At 43.4% G+C, this 25,342-nt stretch carries 17 protein-coding genes; 8 read left to right on the top strand and 9 right to left on the bottom strand.

Annotated elements, in window-relative coordinates; genetic code table 11:
• The first annotated feature begins 223 nt into the window (after positions 1–223).
• From IEX80_RS21805 to IEX80_RS21795, 3 genes are all read left to right on the top strand, one after another.
• Positions 224–3,217, top strand: a complete 2,994-nt coding sequence (locus IEX80_RS21805) for a SusC/RagA family TonB-linked outer membrane protein (protein WP_188834134.1) — start codon at positions 224–226, stop codon at positions 3,215–3,217.
• 21 nt (positions 3,218–3,238) lie between these two features.
• On the top strand, positions 3,239–4,855 hold the full coding sequence (locus tag IEX80_RS21800) for a RagB/SusD family nutrient uptake outer membrane protein (protein ID WP_188834133.1): 1,617 nt from the start codon (positions 3,239–3,241) through the stop codon (positions 4,853–4,855).
• A 78-nt stretch (positions 4,856–4,933) separates the two neighbouring features.
• A complete protein-coding gene (locus IEX80_RS21795; RefSeq protein WP_090533626.1) occupies positions 4,934–6,028 on the top strand; it encodes a phosphatidylinositol-specific phospholipase C1-like protein in 1,095 nt (364 codons plus the stop codon).
• Positions 6,029–6,100: 72 nt separating this feature from the next.
• Here IEX80_RS21795 and IEX80_RS21790 read toward each other — a convergent pair whose 3' ends face one another.
• Together IEX80_RS21790 and IEX80_RS21785 are read right to left on the bottom strand one after the other, a co-directional pair.
• On the bottom strand, positions 6,101–6,382 hold the full coding sequence (locus IEX80_RS21790; RefSeq protein ID WP_090533628.1) for a DUF4242 domain-containing protein: 282 nt from the start codon (positions 6,380–6,382) through the stop codon (positions 6,101–6,103).
• Positions 6,383–6,637: 255 nt separating this feature from the next.
• Entirely contained in the window at positions 6,638–8,494 is a 1,857-nt protein-coding gene (locus IEX80_RS21785) for a chloride channel protein (RefSeq protein ID WP_188834132.1), read from the bottom strand.
• Positions 8,495–8,661: 167 nt separating this feature from the next.
• Here IEX80_RS21785 and IEX80_RS21780 point away from each other — a divergent pair, with 167 nt between their 5' ends.
• Positions 8,662–8,895 carry a hypothetical protein gene (locus IEX80_RS21780; RefSeq protein ID WP_188834131.1) on the top strand — a complete coding sequence of 78 codons (234 nt, stop codon included), beginning with the start codon at positions 8,662–8,664 and terminating at the stop codon, positions 8,893–8,895.
• 49 nt (positions 8,896–8,944) lie between these two features.
• Entirely contained in the window at positions 8,945–9,646 is a 702-nt protein-coding gene (locus tag IEX80_RS21775) for a Crp/Fnr family transcriptional regulator (RefSeq protein ID WP_188834130.1), read from the top strand.
• 25 nt (positions 9,647–9,671) lie between these two features.
• Here IEX80_RS21775 and IEX80_RS21770 read toward each other — a convergent pair whose 3' ends face one another.
• A complete protein-coding gene (locus IEX80_RS21770) occupies positions 9,672–12,347 on the bottom strand; it encodes a carboxypeptidase-like regulatory domain-containing protein (protein WP_188834129.1) in 2,676 nt (891 codons plus the stop codon).
• A complete protein-coding gene (locus IEX80_RS21765; RefSeq protein WP_188834128.1) occupies positions 12,344–13,270 on the bottom strand; it encodes a GLPGLI family protein in 927 nt (308 codons plus the stop codon). Before IEX80_RS21765 ends, IEX80_RS21770 begins: the two co-directional genes overlap by 4 nt.
• 232 nt (positions 13,271–13,502) lie before the next feature.
• Here IEX80_RS21765 and IEX80_RS21760 point away from each other — a divergent pair, with 232 nt between their 5' ends.
• Complete coding sequence (locus IEX80_RS21760) at positions 13,503–14,651, top strand: sensor histidine kinase (RefSeq protein WP_188834127.1); 1,149 nt, start codon at positions 13,503–13,505, stop codon at positions 14,649–14,651.
• On the top strand, positions 14,648–15,340 hold the full coding sequence (locus tag IEX80_RS21755) for a LytR/AlgR family response regulator transcription factor (RefSeq protein WP_188834126.1): 693 nt from the start codon (positions 14,648–14,650) through the stop codon (positions 15,338–15,340). The genes IEX80_RS21760 and IEX80_RS21755 overlap by 4 nt, the downstream gene beginning before the upstream one ends.
• 148 nt (positions 15,341–15,488) lie before the next feature.
• On the opposite strand, the gene IEX80_RS21750 is transcribed toward IEX80_RS21755, so the two are convergent.
• The 5 genes from IEX80_RS21750 to IEX80_RS21730 form a co-directional block, all read right to left on the bottom strand.
• Complete coding sequence (locus tag IEX80_RS21750) at positions 15,489–17,939, bottom strand: FtsX-like permease family protein (RefSeq protein ID WP_188834125.1); 2,451 nt, start codon at positions 17,937–17,939, stop codon at positions 15,489–15,491.
• Between the two features lie 174 nt (positions 17,940–18,113).
• The gene (locus IEX80_RS21745) at positions 18,114–21,785 is read right to left on the bottom strand and encodes an ABC transporter permease (RefSeq protein ID WP_090533644.1); all 3,672 of its coding nucleotides are present in this window, start codon (positions 21,783–21,785) and stop codon (positions 18,114–18,116) included.
• Positions 21,786–22,019: 234 nt separating this feature from the next.
• A complete protein-coding gene (gene map, locus IEX80_RS21740; protein WP_188834124.1) occupies positions 22,020–22,784 on the bottom strand; it encodes a type I methionyl aminopeptidase in 765 nt (254 codons plus the stop codon).
• 174 nt (positions 22,785–22,958) lie between these two features.
• A complete protein-coding gene (locus IEX80_RS21735) occupies positions 22,959–23,528 on the bottom strand; it encodes a dihydrofolate reductase family protein (RefSeq protein WP_090533648.1) in 570 nt (189 codons plus the stop codon).
• Positions 23,529–23,607: 79 nt separating this feature from the next.
• Positions 23,608–24,483 carry an alpha/beta fold hydrolase gene (locus IEX80_RS21730; protein WP_090533650.1) on the bottom strand — a complete coding sequence of 292 codons (876 nt, stop codon included), beginning with the start codon at positions 24,481–24,483 and terminating at the stop codon, positions 23,608–23,610.
• Positions 24,484–24,876: 393 nt separating this feature from the next.
• On the opposite strand from IEX80_RS21730, the gene IEX80_RS21725 reads away from it, so the two are divergent.
• Positions 24,877–25,125 carry a hypothetical protein gene (locus IEX80_RS21725; RefSeq protein ID WP_090533652.1) on the top strand — a complete coding sequence of 83 codons (249 nt, stop codon included), beginning with the start codon at positions 24,877–24,879 and terminating at the stop codon, positions 25,123–25,125.
• Positions 25,126–25,342: the final 217 nt, after the last annotated feature.

Below are 25,342 nucleotides of genomic sequence, written 5' to 3'. Positions count from 1 at the left end.
GTTAATCCCGGGTTAACAAAGCCTCCTTGTTTATCAATAGCAAAAAGCTGAAAACCAGCTGAAAGCAACACAAATAAGAAAAGCAATATTGATTTTAATTAATAGATAAGTTAACCCTATATTTATTTCCTGATAATAAAACAACCGTTGCTTTGCACCAATTATCGCCCTACTATCTCAACTCGGGCATCTATTAAAACAGGGTTTGTCATTAATTAAAACTATGAAAAAAAACTACAGATTTATTTTAAGGCTCTTTTTTGAAAAAAGTAAAACGATTTGTCTTTTCCTGCTGATGTTTATAGCCTCGTCAGCGGTTTTTGCACAGGACGGCACCATAAAAGGTACCGTTACCGATGAAAGTAATCTTCCTTTACCCGGCGTAGTGGTAACCGTAAAAAGTTCGGGACGATCAACCTCAACCAACGCTAACGGTGCCTATACTGTAAAAACAAGCGGCGCAGGCGATGTACTTAAATTTACCTTTTTAGGCTCGGTACCAAAGGAGGTTACTGTTGGCGAAAAGAACACGGTGAATGTTACGATGGTTACCGATACCAAACAACTTAAAGATGTTGTAGTTATCGGTTATGGTACCGCGAGCCGCAAGGACGTAACAGGCGCTATCACTTCGGTTAAAGCCGAAGATTTTAATGCTGGTGTATTAACCACTCCTGCCGAACTATTGCAGGGTAAGGTAGCCGGTTTAAATATTACCAAAAGCGGCGACCCTAACAAACAGCCTGCCACCATTTTAAGGGGCCCCTCAACTTTGCGTGAAGGTGCTGCACAGCAGCCTTTTTATGTAATTGACGGTGTACCGGGTGCATCTATCGATCTCTTGGCCCCCGCCGATATCGAAAGCATCGACGTGCTGAAAGACGCCTCTTCAACCGCTATTTACGGTTCACGTGCTGCCAACGGTGTAATCATTGTTACTACCCGCAGGGCCAAAGCCGGTCAAACAAGGTTAACTTACAGTGCTTATGGCGCCGTTGAGAACGTGTCAAAAAACATTGATGTACTTACCGGCGACGAGCTGCGTAAATATTTAACAGACAACGGTGTGCCTAAATTAAGCGCTGCTGATGACGATGGTTCAAATACCAATTGGCAAAAACTGGCCGAGAGGACCGGTTATTCACAAAACCATAATCTTTCATACGGCGGAGCCGGTACCAATTCGGAGTATGGTGCAAGTGTAAACTACATGAAAAACAATGGTATATTAAGAAATACCAGCCTGGAACGTACTATTTATAAAGGTTACATTAACCAACGGTTTTTTAATGATCGTTTAAAATTGGGTATCACGCTTACCAACAGTGCTACCAAAAACAACGATATCTTCCAAAGCCAGGTGTTATCGGGTATTTTATTCTACCTGCCAACGGTTAGTCCTTTTAACCCGGATGGTACCTATAAAGAAAACTATACCCGCACAGGTAGCGGTCCTTTGAACCCGTTATCATTAATAAATAACAACTTTACCAGAACAGAGAACAACAAAACATTGATCAATGGTTTTGCCTCTGTTGACATCCTGAAAGGTTTAAAATTTACCGTATCAGGGTCAACCCAAAAAGAACAGAATAACGTTAACACCTATTCTACCAGCCAATCTGGTATTTATGTTAATCAAAATGGAGTAGCCGTACGCAGTGCTTACACCAATACCAGCAACGTAGTTGAGGCCTATTTTAACTACGATCGCGTATTCGGTAAGCATTCATTGAAATTGTTAGGTGGTTACTCTTATCAGCAGGATCGTAATAACGATGGCTTTGGTGTGCAAACACAAAACTTTTCAAATGATGCTTTAACATACAACTACCTGGCACTGTCAAACCCAACGCAGCTTTCGCAAATTGTGTTCAACCCTAACTATATATCTACGTTGAGGTTTGTATCGTTCTATGCCCGTGGCCAGTATGAGTTTTCGGATAAATACCTGTTACAGGCTTCATTAAGGGAAGATGGTTCATCGGCATTTGGTATTAACCAGCGGCATGGTTACTTCCCGGCGGCTTCTGCGGGTTGGAAAATCATTAACGAAGATTTCATGAAATCGGTTCCCGTTATCAGCGATTTGAAATTAAGGGCTGGTTACGGTGTATCTGGCAACAGCTTAGGTTTTGATGCCTTTACTGCAAGGTTAATTTACGGTGTGCCACCGGGCGGCGGTAAATTTTTGAGCAATGGTAACATTGTTAATCCTATTGGCCCGGTACGTAATGATAACCCTGATTTGAAATGGGAAAGTACTGCTACCACCAACATCGGTTTGGACTTTGGTTTGTTTAACAACCGCTTAACCGGTTCGGTAGATTACTATATCAAGAAAACATCCGACCTGATCTATACCTACCCGGTATCAACCACACTTTACTTCTATCCGTTTTACACTGCCAACGTAGGTAAAATCAAAAACAGCGGTATCGAGGTTGTTTTAAACGCGGTACCTGTAAAATCACAGGCGTTTACCTGGCGTACTTCATTCAACGTTTCGCATAATAAAAACGTTGTACAAAGCTTATCAAACAGCCAGTTTGGTCTTAACTTTATACAAACCGCGCAGTTAGGCGGTAAAGGCCAGTCGGGCAATTACAGCCAGATCATTCAGCCCGGCTATGCAATTGGCACATTTGACCTGTGGCACTATATGGGTAAAAACGCCAACGGTGTAAGTACCTATCAAAAAGCCGACGGATCGGTAATAGCAACCCAGCCTTTAACTTCTGATCAGTTTATTAAATATGATGCGCAGCCTAAACTGGTTTACGGTTGGAGCAACAGTTTTTTCTATAAAGGCTTCGACTTAAACTTCCTGGTGCGTGGTGTTTATGGTAACAAGATACTTAACGCCACCCTTGCTTCATTGAATAACCCTGCCGATTCAAAACTGCAGAACATCCCAAGGTTTACCTTAGGCGAATCATTTAAGGATGTTAATGCCTACCTGATCTCTGACCGTTTCCTTGAAAGCGGCTCATACCTGCGTTTGGATAATGCTACTTTGGGTTATACCGTTAAACCACACATCCAGGCCATAAAAAGCCTGCGTTTTTATGCTTCGGGCAACAACATTTTCATTATCACCAAATACCGGGGTATTGATCCCGAAGTTAATATCGGCGGTTTAACCCCGGGTATCGATAATCGCGATTTCTATCCTAAAACACGCACGTTCAGCTTAGGTATAACCGCATCATTCTAAAAAACCTCAGAAAGACAAAAGATGAAAAAGATATTTTTTATATGTGCCGCTATTGCTGTGATCATGAGCACATATTCATGTACAAAATTAGATGTACCTGTTGAATCACAATACGTAAAATCAAACTTCCCAACCACCGATGCCGATTATACCGCATTGCTTGGTACCATATACTCTAACCTGTCATCAAGCTATGCGGTACCTTACTGGCGCATGCAGGATATGTCTACCGATGAAGCTATCCTACCGGCCCGCGACGGTAACTTTGACGATGGTGGCCAGTACCGCCAGTTACACTACCACACCTGGACCTTTGACCATCCTAACGTCATAGGCGTATGGCAGTGGGGTTTCGGCGGCATTAACACTTGTAACCGTATTATCACTGTTATCAATGCCTCTTCATCGTCAGCAACAAAAAAAGCGTCATCAATTGCCGAGGTTAAAGCAATGCGCGCCTTATATCTTTACTTCATGATGGACCTGTATGGAAACGTTCCTATCATCACCGACTTTCCGGTAACTACGCAACCTACCAATCAGCCACGCGCAAAAGTGTATGAGTTTATTGAAAGCGAGCTTAAAAGCGTTTTGCCGTTATTGCCCGCTAAAACCAGCAACGCAGCAACAAACGTAGGCCAGTACGGCCGCCCAACAAAGGGTATGGTGTTTGCCCTGCTTGCAAAAATGTACCTGAACTCTGGTATATATACAGGCACCACCCGTTACCAGGAAACCGTTACCATGTGTGATAGCGTACAGGCTAACACCAATTATTTCCTGGATGCCAAATACCGCGACATATTTTTGCCAACCAACGGTCCGCAGATTAATGAAACTATTTTTGCCGTTCCTTACGACCAGCAAATTCCGGGTAACCAGTTTACCCGTTTCGGTTTCTTTTATTACCTGGCCCAGGCCTATGGCTTCAACGTAGGCTTAAGTATTGCCATGAGCACCACACCTGAGTTTTATAACCGCTTTAACATTCCTGGCGATGACCGTAGCAAAACATGGCTTGCGGGACCGCAATATTATCCTGATGGCAATGGCGGCTTCACTAACCAACCTGTTTATTACCCGGCCCCGAACGCAACCAAGCAAATTAACATCATCCCAACCCTAACCCTTACCGGTTTAAAACCAATGGATTTGGGTAATGATGTGACAACCTCACAATCGGAAGGTGTACGTTCGATTAAATACTATCCCGATGTTAACATCATCCAGGCTACCCGTTTAAACAGTAACGATGTACCGGTATTCCGTTTGGCCGATATTTACCTGATGAAAGCAGAAGCTATATTACGCGGCGCTACTCCAACTACCATAAACGGTGACGCACAAACTCCGCTTACTTTGGTAAACAAACTACGCAGCCGTGCCCACGCGGAGCTTGCTACATCAATTGACCTGGATGCTTTGCTGGATGAGCGCGCACGTGAGCTTTCATGGGAAGCATGGCGCCGTAATGACCTGATCCGCTATGGTTTGTTTGAGAAAGAATATCCACTACCGGTTATGGGCGGCAAAACGGACGACCTGAAAATGAACACCGATCCAACCCGCAGGTTATATCCGATTCCATCAACCGAATTAAAAACCAACCCTAACCTGAAACAAAACCCGGGTTATTAATTAGTAACAACTTTTATACAAGCGCAAAAGGCAGGCCTTTTGCGCTTGTTTTGTTAAACCAATAATATATTTACCAAAATGAAACTTACAGGCGGATTAATCGGGGGCATTATTCTTTCAGCATCTGCGCTATTGAGCAATCCAGGCGACCAGAAAATGAACCATTTCCAGGTAATAGGCTCGCACAACAGCTATAAGCAGGCAATTGATCCCAAACTATTCCGTTTTTTGCAAAAGCGCGATTCGGTTGGTATGAGTAAGATAGATTATGAGCACATCAGTCTTACCGACCAGCTTAATTTAGGATTAAACGCTTTGGAAATTGACGTTTATGCTGATACCAAAGGTGGCAGATATGCCCACCCCAAAGGGTTGGACTGGGTGCCGGGACAGCCGGCGTTTGATACCCGGGGCGTAATGAAAGAACCTGGTTTTAAGGTTTTTCATATTGAAGATATCGACTACCGCAGCAACTGCGCAACTTTTAAGCTTTGCCTGCAGGAGTTGAAGAAATGGAGTGATGAACATCCTGATCATAATCCCATTTACATTACCATGAATGCTAAAGACGAGCCGTCAAAAAAACCAGGGTTCACTGTTCCGGAAAAATTTACAGCTAAAACCTTTGACAATCTGGATAAAGAAATTTTAAACAACCTGGGCAAACAATATTTAATTACCCCGGATGATGTGCGCGGCACATACAAAACCCTTGAAGCTGCCGTATTGCATAACAACTGGCCGACGTTGAAAGCGGCCAAAGGGAAGTTCATTTTTATTCTTGATGAAAAAGGCGAAAAAAGAGCTGCCTATATCGCCGGTCACCCATCGTTAAAAGGCCGTGTATTGTTTGCCGATGCATTGCCGGGCACACCTGAAGCCGCCATTCACATTATGAATGATGCTAAAAAGGACCTGGCAGCCATTCAAAAACTGGTTAAGAAAGGTTACATTATCCGTACCCGTGCCGACTCGGATACAGAAGAAGCCCGCGCAAATGATATGAGCTCGTTTATAGCAGCGCAAAAATCAGGTGCACAGATCATCAGCACCGATTATTATAAAAAAAGTACGCATTTCAAATCTGATTATGTGATTAGTTTTAACGGTGGTGCTTATTTTAAAGAAGATCCGTTGTTTAAAACCGGCTCACAGGGTTCGGTCGGGAATTAACCAATACCAAATTAAAAAGAAGAAAGGCCTGTAATAAAATTATGGGCCTTTCTTCTTTTAACAACAATCATATTAAACTGTCGCGGTGCTTGTTGTTGGGTCAATGATGGCCTTAACTTCGGCAATACTGCTTACCGGGAAGCCGCCTTTCATGGCATGTTCGCGAATAACATCTTCACTTTCGGCAATGTGGATGCAATAGATCTTATCGGCAGTAACAAACGATTGGATCCAATGGTAGGGCTTACCCAATTCATTCACAACCGAACACGATGCCTGTGAAATCGCCTGTAATTCTTCGGGCGACAGGTTACCGGCGCCGGGCAGCTCCCTTTCAATTACAAATTTTTTCATAAAATATGATTTAATGGTTAAATATTACTTTCAACAGCAACGTTAAATCAAACAGGTGTAATTGGCAGAAATGGAGGATAAAACGTTGCTAAACAAGCGGCAACATTTTATAAATCAAAGCTATAGAATAAATAAGCAATAACCCAGTTTCGGCGTATTTAATTTTTTACGAGACAGGAACGTTCAGAAAAAAAGAAACCCCGCGTGACGTAAGATCACGCGGGGTTTCTTTTTTAATTCAAACGCCTTTTGTTTTTAAGATTTAGCCCTGCTGCGGCCACGGGCGGCAATTTTAAGTCTACGTCGTTTAAGGGAGATCTGCGTGTTTTGCTTCCGGTTTTCGGCAACATACTGATAGTAGGTGTTTAAGATCTCTTTATAGGAGATTTGCCCGGCTATGGTATTTCCGGCGGCAATAACGGGAAGCACCTCTGCCGATTCTTCAGCCATGATCTCCACAACACGTTTCAGGGGATCATTACTCCTCACGGCCTGTTTACTTGCCTTGGTTATATTACTTATGGTGAGTTCGGCAGAAATACTATGGTTATAAATGTCGGTCAGGCTAACCATGCCTGCATAGCTGCCATCATTTTTAATCACTATAAAAAAACTTTGGGTAATATTATTTCCGGTAAGCCAGGCCCTTGTTTCGGCTATGGTACTATTGCTTTTTAAGGTTTCACCAACTTCATTATTAACGTCGGCAACAGTCAATACCTGCAACAGATCAGGTTCGTATGAATCAGGGGTGTATACCCCACGGCGGGCAATTTTTTCGGTCATGATGGTATTTTCCATCAGGAAGAATGAAACCAGGTACGATGCTGTGCAGGCACCAAGCAAAGGCAGTAATGCATGCGATTGCATGGTAGCCTCCAGCGCGAAGGTGATACTGGTTAAATAAGCCCTTGAAGCGCCTGCAAACATAGCGGCCATACCAATAAGCGCAGCTATTGAAACACTTATGCCCGCATCAGGAAATACCAGGTGTACCAATGCGCCAAAAGCCGCACCAGCCGCGCCGCCAATGGTTAACAAGGGAGCAAGCGTACCACCCGACGTGCCGCTGCCCAGGGCTATAGCCCATGAAAGAAATTTGAATAAACACAAACGCACAATTAGCATCAATGATAATGTGCCCGAAAGAATAGTAATGATATTATCATATCCTACGCCGAGGGTGTGCGGTGCAAAATAACCTATCAGGCCTACCGCCAGGCCACCAATTGCAGGCCACCACATCCAGTGGATGGGCAGTTTTTCAAAGCTATCTTCAATAAAATAAACTATTTTGGTAAGCCCCAATGATATAAAGCCAATGACCAGGCCAATGATGCTATAAATAGCCAGGGCGGTATTTGAAGGTGTATCTACATCAGGCATCGGGAATACAGGTCCGGCTTCAAATAACAGATGGTGCCCGGCTGCTCCGGTGATACAAGCTAATGCCACCGGTAATATGGCCCGGGGCGAAAACTCGAACAGCAACAGCTCAATAGCTAAAAACACCGCTGCTATGGGTGTGCCAAATATGGCCGACATGCCCGCTGTTGCTCCTGCTGCCAAAATAATTTTACGCTCGTTGGGCGATATTTTGAATAACTGGCCAAAGGTTGAACCAAGTGCCCCGCCGGTTGCAATAATAGGTCCCTCGGCGCCAAATGGCCCGCCGGTACCTATGGCTATAGCCGATGATACGGGTTTCAGAAAAGTTATAATCGGTTTTATTTTGCTTTTATTTACCAGGATCTGCTCCATTGCTTCTGGTATGCCATGCCCCCTGATCGCCTTGGAGCCATACAGGGCCATAATGCCTACTATAATGCCGCCTATAGCCGGTATAACAATTACCCATAAACCCAAATGGTTATTGGCCGGGCTGTGAAAGCCGGCATCCAGCGTTCCGTAAAATGAGATATTGGTAACAATATTAATAAGATAGATAAGGCCTTTGGCTATTACGCTGATAAGGCCGGCAATAAGAATACACAGTGCCGATATAAAGATCAGCCTTGTTTTCATTTGCCTGGTGCCTTTTAAACCGGATTTAAAATTGTAAAGATCATTTAATGAGGGCGAAACCGGGATGGCGTTCTGTTTTGTTTCCATGTTTTGATTAGTCCCGTTCCGTTTTTAGGGGACTGTGCTATTTTTCTTGCAAAGGTAATACTTAAAGCAGCATAAATAAATTTATTTTCAATTTTATATTGCACATGCAATATTTTTATTCAACATTTGCTTAGTTTTTAATAAAAATCATTGCACAAACAATAATTATGAAAATTACCAGCGTTATTCTTTCTGTTTTAGGTGCCGCAAGCATCATTGCCGGATTGTTGCTATTCAGGAACCTGAATACCGTTAATCCTTTCGATTCCCATCCGTGGAGCATTAACATTAATGGCATCCGCTCATTTCCATGGCCTGTTTTTGGCGGTGCGGTATTGTTAAGTTTGGGAGTTATTTTTAACATGGCTACCTGGGAACAGCCAAAAGGCCGCCGCTTTTAATAAATTAGCATGTTTTTATAACAGCACCGGCTTAAATACACATCAATAAATGGCGAAAAACAAAGATAAATGCGATTTGGGGACTTGCTTTTTATGTACACACTGCCTGCCCGACTGGATCCCGGCAATCAGTGCCGCCAGGAAAAATATCATTGTAAAAAAGGGGCAGCAGATCTTTAAAGAAGGTGATCCCGTTACCGGCATTTACTTTGTTTATTCGGGAACGGTAAAGGTTCATAAAAAGTGGGATAAGGAAAAAGAGCTCATTCTCCGTTTTGCCTGCGAAGGCGATATTGTTGGGCATCTTGGTTTAGGCAGTACTGAGTTTTACCCGGTTTCGGCCACAGCCATTGAGGCAGGTATAATTTGCTACATCGAAATGCCCTTTTTTGAAAGCACCCTACAGGTTAACAATAACTTTGTTATTAAGCTCATGCGTTTTTTTGCCAACGAATTGCAGGAATCCGAAAAACGGATGCGCAACCTGGCACACATGCCGGTTAAAGGCCGCGTGGCACAGGCTTTCATTTCGCTCAAAAACAAATTCGGGCTAAATGAACAGGGCTTTATCAATATTGAACTTACCCGGCAGGATTTGGCCTCATTTACGGGCGCAGCGTATGAGTCGCTGTTTCGCACCATAAATGATTTTATCGACGAGGGGCTCATCGAAATATCGGGCAAAAGCATCCGCATAAAAAATGAAGCCACATTGCTGAAACTGACGGAAGAGGAGCAGCAGGCCGGATAGGCTGTCTGAAAAAACCTGACACCACTCAAATATGAAACATTATTTTGAGCAATATAATCCTTCCCGGCAAGGTGTACGAACTGGCAGTTAATGTATTGGCTGATAAGTAAAGCGTGTTGTAAGTTTTTACGTTCAGAAAATTAGCGGCGCTCAGCTCCAGGTCGGCCTTCCATTTTTCGACCCTGAATTTTGCCGAAACATCTGCAAAAAAGTATTTGAGATCAGGATTGCCTTGCTGGCGGGTGAAGTAATGCTCGCCTGATAATTTGAACTGCAAATAGGTTACAGGGTTATAGTTTACCGATGCTTGCTGAAGCAACTGGTTAATATGATAAGCCGATGCCTCCGCTGCAGAATGACTTTGGATTTGGGTAAATATAACTTTATAGCTAAAGTTTACCTGCTCATTCACTTTGGTATCCGCGCCGGCATTGATGGTTCTGGAAATGGTATTGAAAGGCAACAGCACATTATTCTGGATCTGCACCGACTTATTACTTTGCCATTGTACCCCTCCGCTGAAAGTGGTTTTTAATGCAAAGGAATATTTGCTGACAGTGCCGTTCACCGTCCACGAATCGGTACTGTTGGAATATGGCAGTACTACACGCTGCCGCAGGGTGTTGGTAATTACTTCTGAAGCGATATTATTGGAAGCGATATGGTTATAAACAATGTTCAGGCTGGCGAACAAAAGGGTTAGCGCTTTGCGGTAGTTAAATCCAAGGGCGGCCAACTGGTTCTGCCGTTCGGTAAGGCCGGCATTATTGGCATAAAGTGTCCGGTAATCCTTCAGGATATAGCCCTGGTACATATCTTCTACGGTACCCGCCTCATTGCGGTAGCTGTAAAACAAATTCAGGTAGTTCTCCATCCCGGTTTGATATTTTACTTTTAGCTGCGGATTGAAATATAACCTGGTTAAACCCTTACGCAGGGCATACAGGCTATCCGAATAATTGATCTGCTGCAGGCTTAACGGCAAGGTGAGGTTCACTTTGAGGATACTGCCTGGCAGATCATAAGCTGCTTCGGCATACAGTTTTTTCCTGGTCCAGTTTAAATGGTTGATGGAACTGTCTGATTCAAGGTTAACCGTGTTATCTGCCTGTACAACTTTTAGATCTGAGTTTAACTTTTGTGATTGAACGCTGAACCCTGTTCTGAAACTTTGCGTGATAAGGTTCGACGGTATTTTGAAAGAGATATAGTTATTGGTATACCACGCAGGTACATTTACATTTTGCACCAACTGCGCATAAGGGACATTATTGTTAAATATTGAATTGTTATAGTTAGGCCCAATTGTCCTGCTCTCGGGCTCAGTCGAATGACTGATATAGGAGTAAGCCTGGATAATGTTGTTTGATCTTAAGGATTTGATCAGGTTAAATTCATTAGAAAAATTCAGCGCGTTATCTTTAAATACCTGGTTTACCATGCCGCCGTTTGTATTCAGGTTTGAGTAATTGGTGGACTGGTTGTTATCCATCAGCAACACATCGTTCAGGTAATATTTATCCTGGTTAATGTTCAGCGTAAACTGAGTATGCAATATGTCGGGGCGGAAGCGGTTACGTTGAGTTTCATTATAGCGTACCGTATCGCCGGGTAAAAAGATGGTGGTGTGCTGGCTGTAGTCCTGCCGCCGGGCATCGCGCAAATAGTAAGCATTGATCTTCATCTGCACATTCTTTTTAAAATTGACCAGGTTATTGAGATTGAGGATCCCCGAGCGATTGAATAAATACCGGTTACGTGATAAAGCCGGGTCATTCACCGAACCAAGCGATAACATGGTGGCCGGCACATCGTTATCGATCCGCTGCATATAATCGGCAAAATTGTGCGATACCAGGTCCTGTTGCAGGTCGTTACCTGTGTTATTGCCTTTAAGGTAATTAATGGCCTTGTACTTATCCTTAAACATCATGGCGTTCAAATCTACATCATAATTGCCCGGTAAGCCCGCGCCGATGCTCTCTTGCCCCACCATCTGCAATTTAGCGCCTTTTTTGAAGCTGAGGTTGAGCGCCACATCGTCGCTCACTACTTTATTTTGGAGCACTTTAACGGGCTGGTGGTTCTGGATCACCTGCACCTGGTCTACCACCCCTTGGGGAATGGTAGTGGTAGCGATATTATATTTATCGTCCAGCAGGTTATCACCACCGATGTACAGGTTGGAGATCGGCTTATTGTTATAGCTGATCCTGCCATCAGCGGCAACCGTTATACCCGGCAGTTTTTTGATCACATCGCCAATAACCCTGTCCTGCACACTGCTGAAATCAGATACTTTATAGCTTAGGGTATCACCGTTTGTCCGCAACACCGGCCGGCTGCTTTTAATCACTACGGCCTGTAACTGGTTGATGGAAACAGACAAAGTGAAATCAACGGGAGCTTGCAAATCCGTAATGCCCCTGCTCTGATTTTTATAGCCTATACAACGCACCTCGACCAGCAGGCCGCTCACGGGTGTATCTGCCGGGACCGGCAAAATGTAAGCGCCTTTCGTATCGGTAATGGTATAGTTTATAATGTTATTAGTGGCCGCGTTTTTGAGGTTAATGGTGGCATAAGGCACCGGTTTCCCGCTGCTGTCTTTCACTGTGCCCTTAATACTTTGACCAAAGCCGGGAGCCGAAAATAGTAACCCTATAACCAGCAACCATACTGACTTTATAATCCGGCTCATTTCTTTTCAGGCAATTCTATCGGGTTATTGATCACCGGCTGCGGTCCGATCCTGATATCGATTTTTGGGGCTGGCCTGCCCTGACTTGCCGCCTGTGCAGCCACCATTGACCGGGCAAAGGCATTCGGGTCTTTTCGCATGGCCTCCTGCAATTTAGAAAACTCCTTTTCGGTAGTTTTAATGGCATTGGTGGGGAGCTGGATGATATTTGGATTGCCAATCTGATCGTCCATGCCTATCATCACGGCCATCCGTCCCTGGTTATCAGGAGCCGGGCTGGCCGGCTGATCACTTTTTTGCGGAGAAATGACCGCTTTTTCAATCCCGTCAAACGTAAAATAAACTTCTTTTTTGGTATCATAAGCCTCTACAATCACCCCCGGTAGTCCATTGAGTTTCCAGGGGCCTATATGCAGCGGCAGATCAGGACTGAACCAGGCCGTATAATCCCTTCCCTTGAAATAGCCTGTTGCTTTTTGGCAATGTAAGCCTCCAAACGTTGCTGTATCTCCGCTTATTTTCCATTCGATGGCGGGCAGGGCATCTGTTATGAGATAGCTATTGAACAGGAGCGGTTCTTTCCTTGCCAGTTTTTTACTGTTCGGGAACTGGTAATAATCCGTACCCGAGCCCGATGATCTCCGCTGGATGTTTACATGTCCGTCGGGTGAGTTGGCTATCTGTTCCTGCACCTGCTTTTTAAATAGCGCATCCTGCAGCTGCTTGTCATAACTTTTATAAACCCCGGCATTTTTTCCTACAATCAAAACCATGTTCTCGGTGTAGGGGTGTTCCCGGTTGGTGGTATCCCTGATGTAGGAAAACTTGTAGTGTACCAGCACTTGTGCGGTATCCGGTTTTTGTGCCCGGGCCATAATGGTGCATGATAAAAGGGCTGTGCACAATAAAAATCGCTTTTTCATAATTTGGATATTTTTAAACAATAGTACCTTGCCCTTTAAATCCACCAAAAGCTTTGGTATGAACAGCGTCTTCATTTCGGCGTAAAATGGATATTTGTTATTTGAGCTTCTGCCGAAAACAAATAGCCGGTGGGCTTAAGCCCGGATTTCAAAAATTGCCCGTTTAGCCGGCAAATCGCTATATTAACATCAATAATTTATGAATAAGCAGAGCTTAATATACTTTTGAAGAATGCACCGTATCAAGGTTAAACATATCATCGAGATACTGATCCACCTGGCGTTCTGGATAGGGGTGTATTACACCCTGAATTCACTAACCAGCTCAACAGTCAAGATCCGGGTAAACCACAACGGGAAAATCATGGAAAGGAGTGAGGTAGACACCATTTTTCCGTATTCCCGCTTTACACTCGCTTTTCTGGCCCTGCTGTTTTACGGCAATATATTTTGGATCTTTAAAAAAGCGCTTCGGTATAAAAGCTTATTTGCGGGCATCGCTACCGCGGCAGGCTGGTTTATATTGGTCTTTCTGGCCAATTATATTTTGGTTGGTTCTAAATTGAACAGTAGCCTGCCCATTGGGCCTCCGCCCCCTGGTTTTGCAGCAGGCAAGGACGGCCTTAATCACCTGATACCAAATCATAGCGCATTTTTTGCAATAGGGAACTGGGTGCACATGCAGCTCACCATGCTGCTTATTTTTTTAACTGCGGCCGGGCTTTCAATAGCCTATTTCTTTTTGAAAGAATGGGCCCGAACTGAACTGGTACGCAATCAGCTGGAGGCCTATCAACTGAGTACTGAGATCAAATTCCTTAAATCGCAGATCAATCCGCATTTCCTGTTTAATACACTCAATAACCTGTTTTCGATGGCACAGGAAAAGGGGAATGATGAGCTTGCCGACGGCATCTCCAAGCTTTCGGGCATGATGCGTTACATGATCTATGACAGCAATGCCGGTGGCGTGCCGCTAAACAAAGAAATAGCATACCTGGAAGACTGTATTACCCTGAATAAGCTGCGTTATGCAGATGATGAGGTAAAAGTGATATTTGATCACCCTGCGCAGACGGGAACTGTCGTCGTCGCTCCGATGCTATTTATCCCTTTTGTTGAAAATGCCTTTAAGCACGGCGTTTCTATTGGGCAAACATCCGGGATAGATATTGCCATTGTGCTTGAAGACCATAAGCTGATCTTTACCTGTGTCAATACCAAATATAGCGCCATCAAAAAAATGGAGGATGAAAAAAGCGGCATCGGGCTCGAGAATGTAAAGCGACGGCTGGATCTTTTGTACCCCGGCAAACATGACCTGCAGATCAATGAAGACCGGGGGAAATATATTGTTAAACTCGAAATTGACCTGGAATGATAACCTGCATTGCCATTGATGATGAGCCTAAGGCGCTTGAAGTGATAGAGCGCTATTGTCTTAAAACCAGCCTGGTTGATTTGAAAGCCACCTTTCGCGAACCGGTGAAGGCCATCGAATTCCTGAACCGCGAAAAGGTAGACCTTATTTTTCTGGATATTAATATGCCTGATATCAGCGGAATGCAGTTGGTGCAAACCTTGTCGCCCAGGCCAATGGTCATTTTTACTACCGCTTATAGTCACTATGCGGTAGAAAGCTACGACCTGAACGCCCTCGATTACCTGTTGAAACCTATCACTTTTGAGCGCTTTCTTGCAGCCATAAATAAAGCCGCCGCAGCGCTATCTTCAAAAAATGGGGTAAGCAAAGAGGATGAGCCCACCGTTTTTATCAAAAGCGGTCCGCAAACTTACCAGGTTAAAGTAGATGAGATCTTGTACCTGGAAAAAGACGGTAATTATATCACCATTCACCTTAAAGACAGAAATATCCTGGTGCGTGAAAATATGGGGGATATTTTTGACCTCGTGCCCGCAGCGGATTTTTTACGGGTGCATAAATCATACGTGGTAGCTATTAAACATATTACCATGATCGAAGTACATCAGCTTATTATTAACGGCGAAAAAATCCCGATAGGAAGCACTTACCGGGATCTTCTGCGCAGCAGGCTGGGGTTAAAATAATGTCCCCCATGTAAAATACGACGGCATTTACTTCAGGGGATATAAGGTTTAATGCTTAGAAATTTCTGACTTTAGTGGTGGCTTGACACCACTAAATAAAAACTGGTTTTTTGAAAGAATAATAAAGAATGTTTTTACAAAAGGCATTTTAATCGTTTCTTAAACTTTTTACCGGATTTGAGGAAGCCGCCCTGATTGTTTGAAAAGCTGATGTTAAAAATGCGGCAAACAACATTCCAATTCCACTAAGAACAAATATCCACCAGTTTATTGGCGTACGGTCCGCATAGCTTTGTAACCATTTATTCATTGCGAACCAGGCAAATGGCATAACCAATATAAAAGATAAAATAATTAATCCGGCTATCTCTGACGACAATAACTTTACTATTTGTGTTACCGACGCGCCAAGTACCTTTCGGATACCAATTTCCCGTGTGCGCCTGTTGGTATTAAAAATGGTTAGGCCGAGTAAGCCCAAACAACTGATTAATATAGAAAGTCCTGTTGCCCAGCCAAGTAATTTCGATGTGCGCTGTTCGCCATCATAAAAACGGGCTACCTCTTCATCAAAAAAATGATAATCAAATTCAATATCTGGATAAACCTCTGTCCAGGCTTTTCTCATTCTGCCGATGGCATTGCTCCAATCATTATTTCCGGTAGTTTGAGGCTTTAGCAAGATATGGAAAAACCGATCATTAAACCGGTAATGCGGGGTTTGTATAGACATGGGCATGATTGGGTTCCGGAGTGATTTCTGATAAAAATCAGCAACTACGCCAACTATCATCCTCTTATTGCCTTCATAATCAAAAGATGCCCCAACAGCATCTGCGGGGTTCTGAAAACCTATCATATGGGTATACTTTTCATTTACCAGTACGGCAGTCAGTGAATCTGCCGGTTGCAGGTTACGGCCGGCTAATAATTTTATACGGTAAACTTTAAGGTAATTCTCGTCGCCGTTTCGTTGTTGCAGGGTTGCTTTAACTTCTTTTTTTCCGTCGTTATAAGTTACTTCCCATACTCCGATCTTTTCATCAGCAGGCGGCTCGCTTCCGATACTCATTAAATCGATCTGGGGGATCTGACTTATTTTGTCTTTAAATAACTGTTGTTTGTTAGTATTTATCGTATTAAGAGGAGTACTTATGTTGATGATCCCATCTTTACTGAAGCCCATATCTTTATGCAGCGCATAAAAAACCTGTTTATTAACCAACAGCGTTGTCATGATGAAAAATTGGGCGATTATAAACTGCGTAACTGACAGCGATTTTCTAAGCAACGTTCCGCCGCTGTTGCCTGTATCTTTGTTCGGCAGGTTATGTAATACAGATACCGGCCGGTACCCGGAAAGGATAATTGCGGGGTACAATCCGGCCAGTAGGGTTACTGTTATTAGGAGTGTGAATAAAAACAGCAACAGGTTGCTATCAAAATAATTAACAGATACGCCCGGGGGGATAAAATCTGCAAAGAATTTCAGTATCACCGGTGTCAGTACCATGGCTATGCAGATGGCAACAAGTGTGATAACCAAAGTTTCGCTCAAAAACTGTACAATTAGCTGCCATCTGCTGCTGCCCATAGTTTTACGGATCCCAATTTCCCGGGCCCGCTGTGCAGCCTGCGCTGTTGAAAGATTAATAAAATTGATGGATCCGAGCAATAACAGAAATCCGGCAACAATGAGTAAACTATATAGCGTAGTCTTGCTCGCCCGCCTCCCTTTTTCAAGATTGGGATATACCAGGTCGAAATGCAGGTCGCGGAATGATTGTAAATGTTCAGTCTGGCCGTCTCCGGGCCTTAGTTCCTTATTGTATTTTTTCAGCAACCCGTTGATCCGCTCTTCTATGTCAGCGGCATTCGCATGTTTATCAATCTTAATGAATAATTGCCACACCACACCCGGCCACTCGGTTAAACGGGTCATGTTTTTCAAATTGGCATTATGCAGGCAGGTTGGATAGGATATAAAATCCTTAAAATAAAAATCGGTATTTTGAGCGGGAGTTTGAACTATACCCGAAACGGTTGTTTTGATGCTGTCATATATAACCGTTTTGCCCAATAATTGGTTGTAAGGGGCATTGGGGAAATATTTCCTGGCCTGATCAGAGGTAAGTACCACCTGGTATGGCTCTCGAAGTGCTGTAGCTGGCGAACCTGCCAGCCATTTATAATTAAACAGATTAAAATATTCATCATCAGCCAGCACAATACTACTTTCACCTCTGAATTTAACCGGACTTGATGTTTCATCGGGGACCTGTACATCAGTGTTTTTCATTTCTAAAAAGCGGGTGGCAGTTTTTATACCAGTTGCTTCTGCTTTTACTATTGCGGGAAGCGGGCCATTTACCATGCCCAATTTGGCTACTACCTTATCCATGTATGAAAAGTCTGTTACGACCCTGTAAATCCTGTCACTATCGTTATGAAACCTATCGAAACTGAGATCAAAACTTACGATAACATAAATAGCCAGGGCCGCACTGACACCAATAGCCAATCCCACTATATTTACGAAAGTAAAAAAACGGTGCGCCCGGAAATTGCGAAGCGCTGCTTTAAAATAGTTTTTGATCATGGCTGTATTGATATGTGAGGTTGATGTTAAGGTTTAGCGGCTGCGTTTCGCATAGGGTTTAATTAGATTCTTTATGCGATCAATTTAAAGAATTCAATTTGTTAAAAGTAAATAATTCAACATATTGTATTGAACCAAATCCATTTAATATCTTTGTTTGCCTGAACCACTTAATCATTCACTCCTCAAACTCTTCACCGGATTAGCTTTCGCCGCTTTTATTGCCTGGAAACTTATGGTTGCAAGTGCAATAACAATTGCTGCCATTCCACCCGCCGCAAATAGCCACCAACTGATATTAATGCGGTAAACATAAGCTTGCAGCCACTGGTGCATGTAATACCATGCAATGGGGGTGGCGATGGCAAAGGCGATAGCAATGAGTATAATAAACTCTTTCGAAAACAAATAAACGATGCTGCCTGACGTAGCGCCAAGTACTTTGCGAATGCCGACTTCTTTTATCCGTTGTACAGCCATGAACGAGGCTAAGCCATACAAACCCAGGCAGCTTAGAAGTATCGCGATAGCTGCAAAAATTTTATACAACTGGGCTAACTGATTTTCCTGTTTGTAAAAACTTGCAATCTTATCATCTAAAAACCGGTATTCATAAACAAAATTGGGAAATGTTTTTTCAAATACTTGTTTAACGGATTGCATCGTCGAAAAAACATTCGTGGTTTTAAGCTTTATGCCGGCCTGATTATACATGGTGATGTTTGTGGCGATAAGTAATGGTGCAAGGCCGTGCCGGAAAGACCTGTCATTAAAATCTTTTAATACGCCAACAACCGGGCATTTTATTACACCATCCCATATGCTGATTTCCTTGTTCAATATATCCCCGGGGTTTTTAATCCCTAAGCTTTTTACAAGCGATTCGTTTACCAAAAACTCCCTGGTAAAGGGGGATGGCTGAAGGTTTCGTCCGGCTATCAACTTTAACTTGTAGGTCGGTACATAGCCTTCGTCGGCAAATTTGGTAATCGCCTTGAAACCTGTTTCTTTTGTTGCGTGGTCAAACCTGACTGCGCTCCACGTATCATTACCGTTTTCAATCGGGGTGTTCGAACTATAGCATACCGCTTGTACTCCGTTTATGGATAATAGCTGGTTGCGCAGATAGTTCAGCCTGCTCATTCGAAGACTATCTACCCGGAACGGAATATTAACAATTGTTTCTTTATCAAAGCCTAAAGGCTGATCCATAAAATAGTCCATTTGCTTTACAATGACGAGCGTTCCGATGATCAATGCCTGCGCAATGATGAATTGAAACACCACCAGGCCCCTTCTTAATGAAATTCCCTTTGCGGGATCTGTTGTGAGTTTACTTTTTAAAGCATTAACAGGATTGAAACGCGATAAAACAATAGAAGGATACAAACCCGCTAATGCGGTTACAACAACTGCTACAGCCAGAAGGAATAAAATAATTGAAGGATTGCTTAATATGTTAAATGAAAGCGACAACTCTAAAAGCCGGCTTATATAAGGTAATGCAAGCATGGTAATAGCAACTGCAAGTAATACAGCGCTTGCTACGATCAAAAATGTTTCGACAATGAACTGGAGTTGTAATTGCGATTTATTGCTCCCCAAAACCTTTCTGACACCAACCTCTTTTGCCCGGTTAACAGCCTGCGCGGTAGAGAGGTTGATAAAGTTTACACAGGCAATGAGCAGGATGAACGCGGCAATTAACCACAATACATTGAGCAACTGATGGCTGGCTGTTTGGTTGCTGTAGTTGCCTGTTTGGGAATCATAATGAACGGCATTTAGTGCTTGTATAATATGACTGTCCTTGTTATCAGAAGATTGTACCTTTTGTGAATAAGCCCTCAGTTGCTGATTAAAATTGTCGGCAGTAAGGTTCTTGGGTAACAAAATATAGCAGCCAAAATCAGTTACCGTTCTGTTCCAATCTGTAGATTTTGCTAAATAGTCTCCGGTAAACCCAGTCCCAAAGCTAACAACAAGTTTGAGCTGAAAGTCAGAATTTGGAGGAATGGTAGCCAGGACCCCCGACACTCTTAATACGTCCGTGCCATGCTCAAACATAAAGCCGCCCATTTGCAATTTAATGGTTTTACCTATTGCCGATTTCCAGTCGCCAAAATACTTTTCAGCAACCTCTTTGGTAAGCAGTACGTTGTCAGGGTCTTTTAATGAAGCGTACGAGCCGGCAAGCAGCGGGAAGTTGAAAATTTTAAAGAATGATGGATTGGTGTAAAACAGGCCCCTTTGTTCCTTAAACATTTTTATCGTGGCCCCATTTTCGTCAGGAATAATCAACTGGTCATTCTGGCTTGCAAAAATTGGGGCAACCTGTTCTATTTGGGGGAAAGCCGTTTTTAATCCTAAAGGCAACGGAAAGGGGATATCTTTGCCATAGGTAATATCACCGGTTTCTGCGTGATGGTATTCGGTTAGCACACGATAGGCACGGTCTTTCTTTGGGTGAAAACTATCAAAGCTTGTTTGAAACTGTATAATGATAAAGATTACCATACAAACAGCAATGCCTACGGCCAGGCCGGTAATGTTAATAGCGGCATAGCTTTTATTGCGTGTTAAATTACGCCAGGCGATTTTGAAATAATTTTTAAACATAAAGTTGCGGTTTGTTTTATCATGAGACCATTTAGGAGCGGTTTCATGATTCAAAACTACCGGCGCAAATTGGGTATCGCTTCTCAACTTATAAGATGGGTACTCTTTTTTTAAGTTGTTTTTATATTCCTGCGGGCTTTTCCCGGTCACCTGCTTGAAAATGCGGCTAAAGGTACTTTGGGAGTTAAATCCCGATTCAAACGCTATCCCTAAAAGGGTGATATGATCATTAGCGGGATCCTGCATTTTCCGCGCAGCTGCCTGTACCCGGTATTCGTTAATAAAATCATTGAAGCTTTTTTTGAGTACCGTATTGATGATTCGTGATAACTCATGGGGATGCATACCGAGCTTTTCGGCGAGGGAGCTTAAACTCAATTCAGGATCTTGGTAGTAATTATTTTCTTTAACAACCCGCTTTAACCAGGCGCCTTTTTGCTTCAGCTCCGCTGGTAGTAATGGTTTTAAAACCGGTAAGTTATCTGCCTGTACGGTAACTTCCGGCCTTAAAAATGCTCTTGCCGCCATCCAGATAAGCGTAGACATTAGCAGGAGATACAAAGGGTAGTAGGCCTGTATGCCTAATTGGTAATCATAATATAAATAGTCAGCAGCTATAAAAGGGATCCACAACAGCCATAACAACCCGAAGACTGTTAGTAGGTTATGTATCCATTTCAACTCGTGCCGGTACCGGTCGCCTCCGTTAAATTTTAGCTCCTGGTAAAAGTTTTCGATCAGCGTGCGGCACAGGTATAGATAAATAATGACCGAGATAAATGCTAATAGCTGTAATACAGGGTTTAATTGCTGAAAGATCAGCGTATCGTAAGTTTCCCGGCCTGTTTTTATACTTTCCAGCACCTCTAAAGCCTGGGCGCTTAGTTCGACTAACAAGGGGCTGAAATGCAGCAGGTCCCTGCGGGTGAATTTATATTCCGGCCGGGTTATTTTAAGTACATAAAAGAAAATGAGCGGGCCAATTGCCAGCGAAAACTGCAGCGGCAGCCGGCCCCAGTTATGAATATAGGTTGACAGCCCGATATCGGTGCCCAGGATCCGGACTATCCACAAAACGGCAATTGCCAATGCCATCGCCAAAAACCGGTTTGCCGACTGGTTTGTTTTCCTGGCGAACCATAAAAGCAAGATAAAAGTGAGGCCGATAAACAGCATCCCAAAAAACGCAGCGTCATAAAGGGTAATATGGAATGTATACGGCTTCAAGTGAATGAATGAGGTTAATAACTACTCCAAATTAATAAAATACTAATGGATAACAGGTTAACGGATAAATTAAATCCAAAATACGCGGTTCTGCCTTATGGGGTTTTTAAATGGATATGTATGCCTTCGGCTTGTTATTGCACGCACAAAAAAGCCGCTCGGTTTCGTAAAGCGGCTTAGTAGCTATCTAATATAAATACTTCAGGGGTGTTGCCTGATCTGTCCCCAAAAGAATTAATCCCAAATACCGTTCTGCGCTGTAAATATTACCGGCTCACCGCCGGTTACCATAATGGTGTGCTCGTGCTGTGCAACAAAACCTCCTTTATTGCCAATTAATGTCCAGCCATCGGCTTGAGTATCGGCAATTGTCGACCGTGTTGAAATGAATGTCTCTATCGCCACCACCGAATTCTTTTTAAAACGCGCAGTGTTATACCTGTCGCAGTAGTTGGCAACTTCATGCGGCTCTTCATGCAAGCTGCGGCCAACACCATGCCCGGTCAGATTTTTTATTACCGTGTAGCCGGCTTTTTTAGCTTCAGTTTCAATTAACCTGCCGATCTCCGAGATCCTGACACCTCCTTTAATGTTTTTGATCGCTTTTTTTAAGATCTCTTTCGAGGCCTCCACCAGTTTGCCATAGCCATGGATATCCTGCCCTAAAACGAAGGAGCCGCCGTTATCAGCCCAGTAACCATTCAGCTCCCCCGATACATCAATATTTACCAGGTCGCCTTCCTTAAGGATCTTATCGGCCGAAGGTATACCGTGCGCTGCTTCCTCATTCACGCTTATACAAGTATGTCCCGGGAAATTGTAGGTTAACAAAGGCGCAGATCTTGCTCCCAGCTGTGCCAGCAATTCGCCGCCGTATTCGTCAAGTTCTTTTGTAGAGATACCCGGTTTGGCGTACTCCCGCATCCTCCTGAGCGTAATGGCTACAGCATCACTTGCCTGCTGCATTCCAATTTTTTCATCTTCGGTAGTTATCGACATTCTTAAACTTTTATTTGTTGCAAAATTAACAATTAATGCGGTTGGCAGGGTTTACCAAATGTCAGTTTGTAAGGGTAGGTGCTGTGTTCCCGGTAGTAATTAAAAAAGCCGCTCTACTTTTGTAAAGTGGCTTTGTAGTGTGTTTGGGAAATTCTTCCCTCCAAGGGCGAAAAGTTATTTTTTCAACGGGCCGACGTGCCGGTAAGTGTTGATGAGCAAACCTGTGGGCGTACTCTTCGAGTCGACAAAAGCAAGTTCACGGGCGTCAATAGTGTCCGACAATAAGCGTTTACCCCGGCCAAGCAACACCGGGTAGGTGATGAGCACAACCTCGTCAGCCAGTCCCTGGTCAAGCAACACAGAAGTTAGCGTTGAACTTCCAACGACGATCAGGTCGGGGCCATCGGTTGATTTGAGATCGCGAATAGACGCGATAATATCCTCGCCCAAACCCTTTACTGGTCCCCATTCCAGGCTGTCGGGCCTGTGGGTTACTATGTATTTTGTTGCGGCATTTATAGCATTTGCCATTGGGAAATCTCCGGCAGTAGGCCAAAAGCCGCTAAATATATCGTAAGTGTGGCGGGCCAGCAGCAGGTCGAAGTTTGGTCCGTATGCCTCCAGCAGGGTTGCCGCCCCGGCAGGACTGCGATAGGGTGTTGTCCAAGCGCCATAGGTATAGTCTCCGTCATGTTCTATCACGCCATCCAGCGAGATATGTTCAAAAATTCTGATTTTTCTCATTTGTTTATAAATAGTTTATAGGTAAATAAAATTTCTTTTTCCTGCGGTGGTATCTTCAGATTGCATTATTGCCACTTTATTATTGTAAAAAGCCATTCAGAAGATCTGATATCGTTTTTGTTTGCTGCATTAAGCTTACATGTCCCTGTGCAGGAACAATGGCCAAATGTGATTTTGGCATTGGTGCCAAATCGGCAGATACGCCACCGCCCAGTAATTGGTATGTTTTTGCCAACTCCACTTTGTCCAGCCCGTCATTATCGCCAGAAATAAGCAGCACCGGCGAGGTGATTTTTGCAATATTGGCATCACCCACGTCAAAGGGTACCCCGGCAAAAACAATCATTTGTTCAACAAACTTTCTCCATTTCGTTTTGTCGGGTGCTACTGCATCATATGCAGTTTTTAACGGAGTATTGTCAAAAAATTCAGGCTTAAAACCTTTAAAACCACCATTTACCACAGGCAGCCAGCCGTTAGTTTTGTACGTAGATGAAATGATCACTAATTTTCTTACCCGTTTAGGGCTTTTTACTGCAAACTGGTAAGCTATGGAACCTCCCATGCTATATCCTGCAACATCGGCACTATCAATTTTTAAGTAATTCATTACTCCTTCCACATCACTTGCCAGGGTAGCAATGTCTAATTTTCTGTCCGAATATGGCGTGTGCCCATGCCCCTGCATTTCAAGGGCAATTACCTTTCTTGTTTTTGACAGTTCAGGGATTAACTGCGCCCAGTTCAGCTCAATGGTATAAAAAGCGCCATGCAGCAAAACGATAGGTTTTCCCTCGCCGTAAACTTCGTAATAAACTTTGATGCCATTAACCGGTGCATAGCCACTGGCGGCAGGCTTAAGCTGTTGCCCTTTACATTGAAATATTGTAAAAAGAAGCATAGCTATTATTAATACCGGTTGGATGACATTAGATCCTTTGAATACTCTTTTCATGGAATGTTAGTTTAATTGTTTCGATTTTGATTGACAATACAAAGATGGCAGTTATTTTAGGCTTGTGTGCTGTGTGAAAACGACAAATTGCGGGGTGGATCGCGACACAAAGATATTGCCGGTGAGTTTTCTTTATATTTAAGCCGATAGCGACCGAATGCCGCGGCGCTAAGATCCAATTAAAACCACTTTACTTTTCACTTTCGTAAAGTCTTTTCCTGGTTGTAGGGAACTATCTCGAACCTATTGTGTGGCAGTGAGTATGCGGCGCAGGGATGCGAAGTAAAATACTCGTGACTTCTCAGGTAGTTTCCTTTATTTAGTAACTTGTAATCGAAATAGTAGCCTGCAATTTCAACTACTAAAATTTAACCGTTAACAGATATCACATCAATGAAACAAAAAGAATTAGCCGAATTAACAAACGACGAATTATTACAGGAAGCAAGGAAGATCAAGTCTGGTAAGCTTATGGATGCCGTGATCTTTGGTTTTTTAATTGGAGTGTCCGTTTATAGCGTTGCCAGAAATGGGTTTGGATTGTTGACCTTTCTTCCATTGGTTTATATTCCGATAGCGGCGCGGAATAGGGTCAGGAATAAGGAAATAGAGAGATTGGTGACCGAGAGGGGCTTGAAATAGATCCTATCCGGCCTGAGTATGCAGCGCTGGGATGCAGCGTAGAGTGCCCGTGGCTTCTTAGTTTTGATAAGTCACGGGTACGCCCACTCGCTTTTGTGTCGCATCCCCATGCCAGCGAGAAGAAGGAGCTTTAAGCTGTTTATAATATCTTGAATATTAAATTGTTGTTCAACATTCGACGATCCCCGGTAAAATCAATCCCCTTGTTTCAGTGATG

This window comes from Mucilaginibacter rubeus (assembly GCF_014643835.1).
GTDB classification, from domain to species: domain Bacteria; phylum Bacteroidota; class Bacteroidia; order Sphingobacteriales; family Sphingobacteriaceae; genus Mucilaginibacter; species Mucilaginibacter rubeus.
Note: the sequence above shows the minus strand (reverse complement) of the source record. Positions and strands in the feature narration are given on the sequence as shown.

Coding starts and splice junctions, on each gene's coding strand:
- IEX80_RS21805 (WP_188834134.1), top strand. CDS start 224: ATGAAAAAAAACTACAGATTTATTTTAAGGCTCTTTTTTGAAAAAAGT.
- IEX80_RS21800 (WP_188834133.1), top strand. CDS start 3,239: ATGAAAAAGATATTTTTTATATGTGCCGCTATTGCTGTGATCATGAGC.
- IEX80_RS21795 (WP_090533626.1), top strand. CDS start 4,934: ATGAAACTTACAGGCGGATTAATCGGGGGCATTATTCTTTCAGCATCT.
- IEX80_RS21790 (WP_090533628.1), bottom strand. CDS start 6,382: ATGAAAAAATTTGTAATTGAAAGGGAGCTGCCCGGCGCCGGTAACCTG.
- IEX80_RS21785 (WP_188834132.1), bottom strand. CDS start 8,494: ATGGAAACAAAACAGAACGCCATCCCGGTTTCGCCCTCATTAAATGAT.
- IEX80_RS21780 (WP_188834131.1), top strand. CDS start 8,662: ATGAAAATTACCAGCGTTATTCTTTCTGTTTTAGGTGCCGCAAGCATC.
- IEX80_RS21775 (WP_188834130.1), top strand. CDS start 8,945: ATGGCGAAAAACAAAGATAAATGCGATTTGGGGACTTGCTTTTTATGT.
- IEX80_RS21770 (WP_188834129.1), bottom strand. CDS start 12,347: ATGAGCCGGATTATAAAGTCAGTATGGTTGCTGGTTATAGGGTTACTA.
- IEX80_RS21765 (WP_188834128.1), bottom strand. CDS start 13,270: ATGAAAAAGCGATTTTTATTGTGCACAGCCCTTTTATCATGCACCATT.
- IEX80_RS21760 (WP_188834127.1), top strand. CDS start 13,503: ATGCACCGTATCAAGGTTAAACATATCATCGAGATACTGATCCACCTG.
- IEX80_RS21755 (WP_188834126.1), top strand. CDS start 14,648: ATGATAACCTGCATTGCCATTGATGATGAGCCTAAGGCGCTTGAAGTG.
- IEX80_RS21750 (WP_188834125.1), bottom strand. CDS start 17,939: ATGATCAAAAACTATTTTAAAGCAGCGCTTCGCAATTTCCGGGCGCAC.
- map (WP_188834124.1), bottom strand. CDS start 22,784: ATGTCGATAACTACCGAAGATGAAAAAATTGGAATGCAGCAGGCAAGT.
- IEX80_RS21735 (WP_090533648.1), bottom strand. CDS start 23,528: ATGAGAAAAATCAGAATTTTTGAACATATCTCGCTGGATGGCGTGATA.
- IEX80_RS21730 (WP_090533650.1), bottom strand. CDS start 24,483: ATGAAAAGAGTATTCAAAGGATCTAATGTCATCCAACCGGTATTAATA.
- IEX80_RS21725 (WP_090533652.1), top strand. CDS start 24,877: ATGAAACAAAAAGAATTAGCCGAATTAACAAACGACGAATTATTACAG.